At 53.3% G+C, this 12,516-nt stretch carries 7 protein-coding genes; 5 read left to right on the plus strand and 2 right to left on the minus strand.

Translation table 11 applies throughout. The features are described 5' to 3' along the window. Positions 1-115 precede the first annotated feature (115 nt). The 3 genes from ppsA to rraA all read left to right on the plus strand — a co-directional run bounded on the left by ppsA (position 116) and on the right by rraA (position 4,093). Positions 116-2,479 carry a phosphoenolpyruvate synthase gene (gene ppsA, locus ACJJIK_RS02820; protein ID WP_444931276.1) on the plus strand — a complete coding sequence of 788 codons (2,364 nt, stop codon included), beginning with the start codon at positions 116-118 and terminating at the stop codon, positions 2,477-2,479. A gap of 436 nt (positions 2,480-2,915) precedes the next feature. Continuing rightward, complete coding sequence (locus ACJJIK_RS02825; protein WP_444931275.1) at positions 2,916-3,479, plus strand: L,D-transpeptidase; 564 nt, start codon at positions 2,916-2,918, stop codon at positions 3,477-3,479. 134 nt (positions 3,480-3,613) lie between these two features. Further along, entirely contained in the window at positions 3,614-4,093 is a 480-nt protein-coding gene (rraA, locus tag ACJJIK_RS02830) for a ribonuclease E activity regulator RraA (RefSeq protein WP_444931274.1), read from the plus strand. A 133-nt stretch (positions 4,094-4,226) separates the two neighbouring features. Here the strand turns inward: rraA and ACJJIK_RS02835 are convergent, their stop codons facing one another. Further along, complete coding sequence (locus ACJJIK_RS02835) at positions 4,227-5,669, minus strand: di-heme oxidoredictase family protein (RefSeq protein ID WP_444931273.1); 1,443 nt, start codon at positions 5,667-5,669, stop codon at positions 4,227-4,229. A gap of 338 nt (positions 5,670-6,007) precedes the next feature. On the opposite strand from ACJJIK_RS02835, the gene ACJJIK_RS02840 reads away from it, so the two are divergent. Together ACJJIK_RS02840 and ACJJIK_RS02845 are read left to right on the plus strand one after the other, a co-directional pair. After that, positions 6,008-8,242, plus strand: coding sequence for an acyl-CoA dehydrogenase (locus ACJJIK_RS02840; RefSeq protein ID WP_444931272.1), 2,235 nt, complete (start codon positions 6,008-6,010; stop codon positions 8,240-8,242). Positions 8,243-8,264: 22 nt separating this feature from the next. Further along, the gene (locus ACJJIK_RS02845; RefSeq protein WP_444944136.1) at positions 8,265-10,472 is read left to right on the plus strand and encodes an acetyl-CoA hydrolase/transferase C-terminal domain-containing protein; all 2,208 of its coding nucleotides are present in this window, start codon (positions 8,265-8,267) and stop codon (positions 10,470-10,472) included. Between the two features lie 340 nt (positions 10,473-10,812). Here the strand turns inward: ACJJIK_RS02845 and ACJJIK_RS02850 are convergent, their stop codons facing one another. Next, positions 10,813-12,411 (minus strand): isocitrate lyase, encoded by a 1,599-nt coding sequence (locus ACJJIK_RS02850; RefSeq protein ID WP_444941554.1) that lies wholly within the window; start codon positions 12,409-12,411, stop codon positions 10,813-10,815. Positions 12,412-12,516: the final 105 nt, after the last annotated feature.

Consider the following 12,516-nt stretch of genomic DNA (forward strand, 5'->3'; position numbering starts at 1 on the left):
CTTGCGAATTTTGTAGAAAATTTACAACATTTTGGCCGATTTTTACGGGCTATTTTTTACAAAACGCATCCTTATAATCTGCCGCCACTCAACCTGAATTTTAGAGGGCCTTCACTTGACGAACTTCACGATCGACTTCGCAAAACTGGGCATGGCCGATGTCGACAAAGTCGGCGGCAAGAATGCATCGCTGGGCGAGATGATCTCTTCTCTCGCCGGTGCCGGCGTGAGCGTACCGGGTGGCTTTGCCACCACCGCAGAAGCCTTTAGGGCTTTTCTGGCCCACGAGCAGCTGGAACAGCGTATTGCCGAGCGTTTGCAGGGATTGGATGTCGGCAATGTCACCGAGCTGGCCCAGGCGGGTGATGAGATCCGCAACTGGATTCTACAGACCCCGTTCCCAGAGCAGCTGGAGCAAGAAATTCGCGCGGGCTACGAGGCTCTGGGTGGCGCCGAGACCGCTGTTGCAGTGCGTTCCTCCGCCACTGCCGAAGATTTGCCGGATGCGTCCTTCGCTGGTCAGCAGGAAACTTTCCTGAATATTCGCGGTATCGATGCGGTACTGAAAGCGGTAAAAGAAGTTTTTGCCTCCCTCTACAATGACCGCGCTATCGCCTACCGCGTACACACCGGCTATGCCGATGTGGGTGTTGCCCTGTCTGCGGGTATTCAGCACATGGTGCGCAGTGAGACCGGTGCAGCGGGGGTGATGTTTACCCTGGACACCGAGAGCGGCTTCCGCGATGTGATCTTTATCACCGCCGCATTCGGTCTGGGTGAGACCGTTGTTCAAGGTGCGGTAAACCCGGACGAGTTCTACCTCTACAAGCCCGCCCTGGACGCGGGCCGCCCAGCGATCCTGCGCCGCAATCGCGGCAGTAAAGCGATCAAGATGATTTACGATAAGAGCGGCGAGTGTGGTCGTTCCGTGAAGACTGTCCCGGTGGCGGATGAAGATCGTCAGCGCTTTGCCCTCAACGATGCGGAACTGACAGACCTGGCGATCCAGGCCCGCAAAATTGAAGAGCACTACGGTCGCCCGATGGATATCGAGTGGGCCAAAGATGGCGATAGCGGCAAGCTGTTTATCGTACAGGCGCGCCCGGAGACAGTGCGTTCCCGCGATCAGGGAACCAGCATCGAGCGCTACAGCCTGCAAGAGCGCAGCGATGTGCTGTGCGAAGGCCGCGCTATCGGCCAGCGTATTGGCGCAGGTCCGGTGCGCAAGCTCGAATCCGTAGAAGATATGGCACTGATGCAGGACGGTGAAGTCCTGGTGACCGATATGACCGACCCGGATTGGGAACCGGTGTTGAAAAAGGCCAGCGCTATTGTCACCAATCGCGGCGGCCGTACTTGTCACGCGGCAATTATTGCCCGTGAACTGGGGATTCCCGCAGTGGTGGGCTGTGGCAACGCCACTGAGTTACTGGAAACCGGTACCCCGGTGACGGTTTCCTGCGCCGAGGGCGATACCGGTTTTGTGATGGCCGGCGAGCTGGAATTCCAGCGCGAGGAAACTGAAGTTGCGGAAATGCCGGAGCTGCCGTTCAAGATTATGCTGAACGTGGGCAATCCGGATCGCGCATTTGCGTTTAGCCACCTGCCAAACCAGGGTGTCGGTCTTGCGCGCCTTGAGTTTATTCTCAACCGCATGATCGGTATTCACCCGAAAGCACTGCTTGAACTGGATAGCCTGCCGGAAGATCTGCAGCAGAATATTCGTGAGCGTATCGGTGGATACGATTCTCCAGAAGATTTCATCGTCGAAAAACTGGTAGAGGGTATCGCGACCCTGGCGGCGGCTTTTGCGCCGAATCGCGTTATCGTGCGCCTGTCCGACTTCAAGTCCAATGAATACGCACACCTTGTGGGCGGTCAGTTGTACGAGCCCAGCGAAGAAAATCCGATGCTCGGCTTCCGTGGCGCGGCTCGCTACCGCTCCGAAGATTTCCGCCAGTGTTTTGCCCTGGAGTGTCGCGCGCTGAAGAAAGTTCGCGATGAAATGGGGCTGACCAATGTTGAAATTATGGTGCCCTTCGTGCGCACTCCGGAAGAGGCTGAAGAAGTAGTCGGCCTGCTGGCTGCAAACGGCTTGCGTCGCGGTGAAGATGGCCTCAAGGTCATTATGATGTGTGAACTGCCATCCAACGCGCTGTTGGCTGAAGAGTTCCTGCAGCACTTCGATGGCTTCTCCATTGGTTCCAATGACCTGACCCAGCTGACTCTGGGGCTGGATCGGGACTCCGGTCTGGTTGCCGATCTGTTCGACGAGCGCAACCCGGCGGTCAAGGCGCTGCTGTCCAGGGCGATCCAGGCCTGTAAGAAGGCAGGCAAGTATGTGGGTATCTGTGGGCAGGGTCCATCTGACCATAAAGATTTTGCCCGCTGGTTGATGGATGAGGGAATCGACAGCGTTTCCCTGAACCCGGATACCGCCGTCGATACTTGGCTATTCCTGGCTAACGAGGAAGCTTAATCTTCCTTTGCAAGCGGCCCCTTTGCGGGCCGCTTTTCCAATATTTCCCCTTATCTTACCCCGCTGTTTTTTTTAATTGTGGCTGTGCCTGTCGCAATAAAATTTGAGTCCCCTGTTGCGGTAAAGCCTAGAAATTTCTTATTTTGTTCTGCAAATTTTGTTTGAAATTTTTGTCGGCTACATTATCCAAAAAATATAAGTCTCTATCAGTCTGCGCACAAAGAAGAATTCATTCTAAATATTGCCGCGTGCCTCAATAGAATCGAAAGAGTTATAAGACTTCGTGTAACCCGAAAAGACAGGTTGCACGAATGTACTTCAGAGCAATGCTCGCTGTGGGTATTTGCCCCGCAGTCACACAATTAGAAGTTGCCGCCAGGCTGTTTGTCTGCTGGCGTGCAGGGAGGGGCCAGACTCGGTGAGGTGATCTATGCAAGTGAGTAGACAGTTACCAATCCCCATATTGCATCTCTTTTTAATGGTGTGCCTGCTGGCGTTGATGGCGGCGCCGCCGGCAGGTGCTGCCCCCCGCGCGGCAAACTGGTTTGATGATCGGGCCGCAGCTAAGGGGGGAAGTGCATCAATCCGGGTTGATTTGAGTGAGCAGCGCGCCTATTTGTATAAAGGCGGAAAGCTGGTGGGTGTCTCTCGTATTTCCTCTGGAAAAGAGGGCTATAGAACGCGCCCCGGCCATTTCCGTGTACTTTCCAAACACCCTTATCACCGCTCATCTATTTACGGTAGTTTTGTCGATAGGCGTACGGGTCGGGTGGTAAAAGCGGATGTCAATACTCGCAAGCATCGCCCCCCGCTGGGGACTGTGTATCGAGGTGCGAAGATGAATAATTATATTCGTTTTAATGGCGGTGTTGGTCTGCATGCCTCTGGCCATGTTCCCTCCTATCCGGCGTCACACGGCTGTGTGCGTATGCCCCCGGATATGGCAAAAAAATTCTATCAACATGTGCGTATAGGTACTCCGGTTCGAGTTACGCATTAGTATCGAATTCGTGGCAGCGAAGGCTTGGCCGGGTATTATCCATTGAGGTGATACCCGGTATTTATCTACTTCTTAGCCCTCCCGCTTTTTTCTCGTTATTATCATTTTTTTGATCAATTGCAGCGAGAATATTGATGCTCAAGTCAACCCCCGATTTATGTGATGCCTATCCCGATGATGTGCGTGTCGTCGACCCTATGTTTATCAACTATGGCGCGCGCGAACGTTTTGGTGGGCAAATTGTGACTATCAAATGTTTTGAAGATAACTCCCTGGTGCGCGAGCTGGTGGCTGAACCCGGCCAGGGCAAGGTGTTGGTGGTGGATGCCGGGGCCTCGATGCGCCGCGCCTGTCTCGGGGATATGCTGGCTGAAAAAGCGGTTGCCAATGGCTGGGAGGGTATCTTGATGTACGGATGTATACGCGATGTAGATGAAATTGCGCAATTGGATCTGGGGGTGCAGGCATTGGGCAGCCATCCGATGAAAACAGAAAAAAAAGGGGTTGGTGAAAGGGACTTGGTGGTAAGTTTTGGTGGGGTGGATTTTCGTCCGGGGGAATACCTGTATGCGGACAACAATGGCGTTATTATAGCGAACAAGGCGTTGAGTTAAGCCTTTCAACACTGGCAACTGGCAACTGGCAACTGGCAACTGGCAACTGGCAACTGGCAACTGGCAACTGGCAACTGGCAACTGGCAACTGGCAGCCCTAAACTAAAGGTGCCGCCGGTTGCCAGCAATGTGCTTAGCGGCGAGGATTGATTAAATCATCCACTGGATCTTCCGGCATTCTTAGGGACATCAAGAAAGCTAAGACTTTATTTTGTTCGCTTTTGCTCAAGTATTTGAAGTTCTGCGCCGCACTACTGGCTTCGCTTCCGGGGCTGTCGTGAAGGAAAATTGCTTCGGCCAGGGTAGTTGCCCGTCCATCGTGCAAATAGGGTGCGGTATCCGCAACCCCCCAAAGTCGGGCAGTGATAAATTCACGATTTTGCTGCTCCGTCTGGAAGAAGGCGCTTTCGGCCAGTCCCTCGCCCATATCGTGGCGCTTGAGATCGGAGAACATCTCAACCTCTATACCGCCACTGCGTGCCTGACGAAATTTAGTGGGGTGTTTAGTCAGATCCACCTCGTAGAAAATATCTTCAAAGGGCGCCTCTGGAGAGCCGGTTAACTTATAGGGTAGGGTTTTCCTCTCTGTGACCATGTTCGGGCGATGGCAGTCGGCGCAGCCAATATCTGAAAATAGCTGGCGTCCTTCGCGGTGTTCCCTTTCGTCAATGTCAAATGGACGCTCCAGAGTGGTAATAAAAATACTGAGTGCAGATAGGTCGCCAACAGAAATCTCATTGACCACCCCGTCGTTGTCAGCATCTGCGGTCTCCCCGCCAAATTCTTCCACAGCCTGCATACCCATGTGAAATGCCAGGGCTATCACATCAAACTCCCTGACTGAGGCATTGTCACCTTTTCGTCCGAAGGGCCTGACTACCAGATCGTGATCGATACCTTCGACATTAGTGGTATCCAGGTTGCCATATTGGTCGGCGACAATATGTCCAAAATTAACGGACTTCGTTTCCAACTCAACGATAGTGCCGGGATTGTTGAGAGCGTATTGTTTGAGTCCCTGTAATTCATAAGTCATTTCCCGGCCCACCAATTCAATGCCGCCAGCGCCAAATAAAAATACCGGGTTGATTAGGCGCCCATTGAATTCGGCAACACCATCAAAATTTTCATCGATAATATCAATATTGGCGGGGCGGAATAATACACTGGTAGAGAAACCGCCGCCCCCGCCAATCCCCAGTGTGGCGGGGACGGTTCTATTGCTGATAATGGTGTGGCATTCCAGACAGTTCTGCGCATCGAGCCCATTGGCTCGCAAAAATGTGCCGTTGCCCTGGAGGGTTGGTCTGTTGCCGCCCTCGGGGGTGTTGTTGTCCGGTTCGGACAGCTCATGGGGGCCGTCACCGTAGCCATCGTAGCGATTAAATGGGGTGCTGAAAATAATTAAACCCGCCTCACGTATTTCGTCGAGGTGTAGTTCGTTTTGGGTTATTTCATGCTGGCTGATTCTATCTTTTGGGTCTAAGCGTGGTTCCTCGCCGATAAGGCCGGCATAAATTAATGAAGGGAACATCAATCCGATGCTGCTGAAGGATATAGCTATTAGTCTTTTCATATCAAAGTCCTTGTTTATTTTTACCCTCCTTTCAAAAAAGTTATAAAGCTGACCTCTCAGTAAAATGGTTATTTAATTGAAAGGAGTGCGGGTCTCACAGAGTTAATCTGTGTAGACGGGGTGAGAAAAAGCTAATCTCAAATGATTTTCAATGGGGTCAAGAAAAATAGCGCCGTTTTTTTCAAAAAATAAAAAGTCTGTCAGGATGGCGTCATGAATTCCCTCTGTGAATTTCTTTTTGCGATCAAAAATCTCCTATTATTGTGTGTTGCTGGCCCTCTCGACTCTGAGGGTGTTGGCAGCATTTGTTGTGCTGGCTGCCGCTATGGAAGGTGAAAATGAGCGAGTTGCGCAAAAAACTATTTACCGCGCCCCTGCTAAAAATTATCAAGCGGGTACTTCCGCCAATTTCCGCAACAGAGCGGGAGGCAATGGAGGCCGGTGAGGTCTGGTGGGATGCCGAGTTGTTGTCCGGTAAGCCAGACTGGGATCAGTTGTTGGAGATGGGGTCGCCTGAACTCAACGAGGAGGAGCAGGCTTTTTTAGCTGGGCCGGTCGAAGAGCTGTGCCAAATGATCAACGATTGGCAAATTAGCTATGTGGATCATGATATCCCGGAGCATGTTTGGGACTTTCTGCGAAAAAATCGCTTCTTGGGTATTATTATTCCGAAAAAATATGGTGGTCTCGGGTTTTCTCCCACAGCACATGCGGAGATAGTGACAAAAATTACCACCCGCAGTACTTGTGTCGGTGTCACCGTGATGGTGCCCAATTCTCTGGGTCCCGGAGAGCTATTGCTGGCCCATGGTACACAGGCGCAGAAGGACTACTACCTGCCGCGCCTGGCGAATGGCAGTGATATTCCCTGTTTTGCACTGACCAGCCCAGAGGCCGGTTCTGATGCTGCCTCCATGATTGATTATGGGGTTGTCTGCTACGGTGAGTACCAGGGAGAAAAAGTACTGGGTATGCGGGTGAATTGGCATAAGCGCTATATCACCCTGGGGCCAATTGCCACCGTGCTCGGTCTGGCATTTAAGCTCTATGATCCAGATCACATTCTCGGTAATGAAGAGGCGCTGGGTATTACGGTCGCTCTGGTGCCCACAGATACACCGGGGGTTACGATTGGGCAGAGGCACCTTCCGGCTATGCAGGCTTTTCAGAATGGGCCCAACTGGGGAAAAGATGTTTTTATGCCCATGGATTGGATTATTGGCGGCGAGGAAAATGTAGGTAAGGGCTGGGAGATGCTGATGAGTGCTCTGGCTGCCGGTCGTGGTATTTCGCTGCCCTCACTGTCTACGGGGGGAGCAAAAATGGCCGCGCGCCTGACCGGAGCATACGCCCGTGTGCGCGAGCAGTTTAATGTTCCTGTGGGCCGTTTCGAGGGTGTACAGCGTCGCTTGGCTGAAATTGCCTCTATCGCATTTGTATTGGATAGCGCCCATAAAACCACTACCCGAGCCCTGGATGAGGGGCGAAAGCCGGCGGTGATCACTGCGATTATGAAGGCCAATGCTACCTGCGGCCTGCGCCAGGCCATTATTGATGCAATGGATATCCATGCGGGCAAGGCCATTATGGATGGTCCGCTGAATTACCTGGGCAATGTCTATCGGGCCATACCGGTGGCAATTACTGTAGAGGGCGCCAACCTTCTCACACGCAGCTTGATGATCTTTGGTCAAGGCGCAATTCGCTGCCACCCTTATATCTTGCAGGAGATGTTGGCGGCGGAAAACCCGGACTCTGAAGTGGGGCTGGAGGCGTTGGACAAGTTGCTGCCCAAGCACCTGTGGTTCCAGTTTAAAGCACTTTGTCGGGGTGTTTTTCACGGCTGGACGGTGGGCTTATTTGCCAACAGCCCTCGCAACGTGAGCTATGCGGCCAAGTATTACCGGCAGTTGAATCGCTACTCGGCGGTGCTGTCGCTGGTTACAGAGTTCTCCCTGATGAGCTTGGGGGGAGAGCTCAAGCGCAAGGAGTTGATTTCTTCCCGCCTGGGGGATGTATTGAGTCAACTGTATCTTCTCAGTTGCACCTTGAAGCGCTTCTATGATGACGGCAACCCCAAAGATGATCTGCCGCTGTTGGAATTTGCTATGCGTGACGGGCTGCACAAGATTGAAGTGAATTTACTTGAGGTATTTCAAAACTTCCCCCGCCCATTTATTGGCCAGTTAATGCAGTTCCTGACTATGCCCTGGGGGCACAGTGTTCACACGGCTTCAGATCGACAGGCGAAAGCGTGTGCGGAGTTATTGCTGACCCCCTCAGAGACCCGCGACCGCTTGACCAAGGGGGTTTTTCTCGGTGTGCCCGGTGATGGAGTCGATATTATTGAGCAGGCGTTTGATCGGGTGTGCGCCTCCGAGCGCGCTCGTGAAAAGTTAAAGCAGGGGGGAATTCGCACGCTCAGTAGGGATTCTGTGACGGAGGGATTGGAGAAAAACCTTATCAGTGCTGAGGAGGCTGAAGCACTCTACGATACGGCGGATGCCGTGGAGAGGGCGATTCAAGTGGATCACTTTGAACACTTGGGTGGGCGTGCGGGGGCAGTCCAATAAAATGCAAGGGAATTGACGTTTGATGGAATTTTCGCACAAAGGCCCCCCGGAAACTTTTTCCAATGTAGAGGCGTGCATCGATAAGCTCTTACAGGTCGTCGGCAAGCAAATCGTGCTGGGATTGCCGCTGGGTTTGGGCAAGGCCAATCACTTTGTCAATACCTTGTACGCCCGCGCCGCACAAGACCCTTCAATTTCACTGACAATATTTACGGCCTTGACGCTAGAGCGGCCCCGGGCGAAAGGGGATATTTCCCGGCGCTTTATCCAGCCGTTACTGGATTCTATTTACAGCCAATATCAGGACCTTGCCTATGTGCCCGCCAGGCGCAAAGGGTACCTGCCGAGTAATATTCGGGTGATTGAATTCTTTATGCAGCCCGGCTCATTGCTCGGAAATAGCTATGCTCAGCAACATCATGTGAGTGCAAATTACACCCAGGTGCCCGGGGAGTTGATCAATCGGGGGGTGAATGTTATTGCGCAGATGGTGGCGCCATCAGAGCAGGGGGACAAATACAGTTTGAGTTGTAATCCAGATCTGACCCGACCTGTACTTGAGCTGGCAGCCCAGCATAAAAATTACCCGATCTACTTATTGGGTGAGGTAAATACTCAGCTCCCCTATATCGACGGCAGCAGTGAGCTGCCGGCAAATGCCTTTGATTTTTTACTTGCCGGCGAGGCGTTTAACACGCCGCTGTTTGCGCTTCCGGCTCTGCCGGTGACTTATACGGAATACGGTATCGCATTCCATATTGCCAGCCTGATCGAGGATGGGGGTACCCTACAGTTGGGCATAGGTGCTATTGGGGATGCGGTTTGCCATGCCCTGCGTCTGCGACACCAGCAAGGCAGCCTTTTTGAGCGGCTGCTGGATGACCTGGTTGAAGGGGGTGGTGAGTGCTACCGAGAGGGTTTGCCCCCGCGCACCGAGCCTTTTCGGCGGGGGCTATATGCCGCCAGTGAAATGGTGCCTCACGGTTTTTTACACCTGCGCAGAATGGGAGTTCTCACTCGCAAAGTTTACGCCGATGCGACACTTCAGCACCTGCTGGATAGCGATCAGATCACTGACACAGTGCAAGAGGAGACCCTGCTGGCACTGAAGAATGCCGGTCGCATCCACTGTCCCTTAACGATGGCGGATACGGAGTTTTTACAGCGCTTTGGCATTATCGATCCCAGTTACAGTTGGCGGGGCCATAAATTACTGACTCCGGATGGGGAGGAGGAAGAGTGCGATCTGCACAGCGAGCATGGACGTCGCCGCTTAATCGGCTCCTGCCTGAATAACAAAATAGTTGGCGGCACCTGGTTGCATGGCGGTTTCTATTTGGGCCCAGAGCTAATGTACCGGGAGTTGCGTGAGCTCGATCTCCAAGAGCGAGATGGGCTCGATATGATTGATATTTATTTTACCAATGACCTTCGCTGCCAGAGGGCGCTCAAGGTGGCGCAGCGCCAGCATGCACGCTTTATTAATTCCGCCATGATGGTGACACTCGGGGGCGCCGTTGTCTCCGATGCCCTGGCGGATAATCGCGTCGTGAGTGGCGTGGGCGGGCAGTATAACTTTGTTGCCCAGGCTTGGGATTTACCGGGAGCCCGCTCAATTATTGCGCTGCCCAGCGTGAGCATGCGCGATGGAGTCTGTGAAAGCAATATTGTGTGGGAGTACTCTCACGCAACAATCCCCCGACATTTGCGCGATATTGTGGTGACGGAATATGGCGCGGTGGACCTGCGTGGTAAAACCGATCGGGATGTGATGGTGGCTATGCTCAGCATCTGCGATGCCCGCTTTCAGGCTGGGTTACTGGAGCGGGCCAAGCGTGCGGGGAAAATAGAAAAAAGCTTTTCGATTCCCGAGCGCTTTAACAAAAATACCCCTGAGTATCTTGCCGGTGTCTTTGATAGTGAAAAATACCTCGCGGAGTTGCCCCACTATCCCCTGGGTACGGATTTTACGGATGAGGAGGCTCTACTGGCAGTGGCGCTACAGCATTTGCGCGCTGCTGATAAGAGCGGCTGGAAAAAACTGACTTCTATCTTTAAGGGGCGCCGGGTTTGGCACGATAAATCCCCGGATGCCGACTATATCCAGCGCTGCTTACAGCGCATGGGATACGACCATACCGAAACCTATGAACACAGGCTGGAGGCCTATATTGTTGCGGCGGCACTAGAGGAGTCTATAGACCCGCGCAGGCCCTTGCGGCGGGAGTGACTGGGGTTTGTCCGGCATGAGAGTGACGCCGATCGGATCCGGGCTGAATGGCTTTATAGGGGGGGCTGCCAGTATTTGCTACTGGGTCAGAAGAAAAGTGTACACGGCATTCGCGACAGGCTGCGAATACATCTCTTTCTGTGTCACCAGGCAACCTGGTGGCCTTGTCGATTGTAGAGGGGCGTTAACCTGAAATAAAAAGGGGCCGCAAGCGGCCCAAGTAATAGCAAGTGCAGAGATCAAAGCGCGGCTAAATTCGCCGTGCTTTGGGAGAACCAACTGGGTTCAAAAAAAGAGGCGACAGGTGCCGCCTCAAATCTACTGAAACTGTATCGGTCGATTAACCGAACTGGTTCATGGTGTTGTCTTTACCACCGGCCTTCAGGGCTGCATCACCAGCGAAGTACTCTTTGTGGTCGTCGCCGATGTCGGAACCGGCCATGTTCTGGTGCTTAACGCAGGCGATGCTCTGACGGATCTCTTTGCGCTGTACGCCTTTCACGTAGCCCAGCATACCTTGCTCACCGAAGTACTCTTTGGCCAGGTTGTCGGTAGACAGGGCCGCAGTGTGGTAAGTCGGCAGGGTAATCAGGTGGTGGAAGATACCTGCTTCGCGAGCCGCGTCGGCCTGGAAGGTACGGATCTTCTCGTCGGCAGCTGCAGACAGCTCAGAGTCGTCGTACTCGGCGCTCATCAGGTTGGCGCGGTCGTAAGCGGATACGTCTTTGCCTTCTTCAGACCAGGCATCGAATACCTGCTGGCGGAAGTTCAGGGTCCAGTTGAAGGACGGGCTGTTGTTGTAAACCAGCTTCGCATCGGGAACGACTTTGCGGATTTCGTCCATCATGCCGCCGATCTGGCGAACGTGAGGCTTCTCGGTTTCGATCCAGATCAGGTCTGCACCGTTTTGCAAAGAGGTGATGCTGTCCAGGATGCAGCGCGCTTCGCCAGTGCCCTTGCGGAACTGGAACAGGTTGGAAGCCAGGCGCTTAGGACGCAGCAGCTTGCCTTCACGGTTGATGATTACGTCGCCGTTAGCCAGCTCGGAAGCATCGATTTCTTCGCAATCCAGGAAGGCGTTGTACTGGTCGCCCAGGTCACCCGGCTTATTGGTTACAGCGATTTGCTTGGTCAGGCCAGCGCCCAGGGAGTCAGTACGGGCAACGATAACACCGTTGTCTACGCCCAGCTCCAGGAATGCGTAGCGAACTGCGCGGATCTTGGCCAGGAAGTCTTCGTGAGGAACGGTTACTTTACCGTCCTGGTGACCACACTGCTTCTCGTCGGAAACCTGGTTTTCGATTTGGATACAGCAAGCACCCGCTTCGATCATTTTCTTGGCCAGCAGGTAAGTTGCTTCGGCGTTACCGAAACCTGCGTCGATGTCGGCGATGATCGGTACAATATGAGTCTTGTGGTTGTCGATCTTGTCCTGGGCAGCTTTCTCAGCTTCTTTATCGCCAGCTTCGCGAGCGGCGTCCACTTCGCGGAACAGGTCGTTCAGTTCGCGGGCATCAGCCTGGCGTAGGAAGGTGTAGAGCTCTTCGATCAGAGCAGCTACGGAAGTTTTTTCGTGCATGGACTGGTCGGGCAGAGGACCGAATTCGCTGCGCAGAGCGGCGACCATCCAGCCGGACAGGTACAGGTAGCGACGGTCGGTGTTGCCTTCGAAGTGCTTCTTAATAGAAATCATCTTCTGCTGACCGATGAAACCGTGCCAGCAACCCAGGGACTGGGTGTACTTGGACGTGTCCTTGTCGTAGTTTTCCATGTCGGCGCGCATGATATCGGCGGTGTACTTGGCAATATCCAGGCCGTGCTTGAATTTGTTCTGGGCACGCATACGGGCAACGGATTCGGGATCAATGGCGTCCCAGGAGCTGCCATGGCTTTCACGGAGCTTTGCTACCGCGTCGATGTCTTGAGTGTAAGTGGACATGACTGAAAATCCTTAAACGGTGACTGCGATTAGGTGTTGAGTATCTTAGGGGGAGTGGCATAATTTGCCTAATTTATTGATTTTATTTTCACTATCGATTTGGCG

The sequence above is a fragment of the Microbulbifer regidiadema (SeqCode) genome (assembly GCF_052466995.1).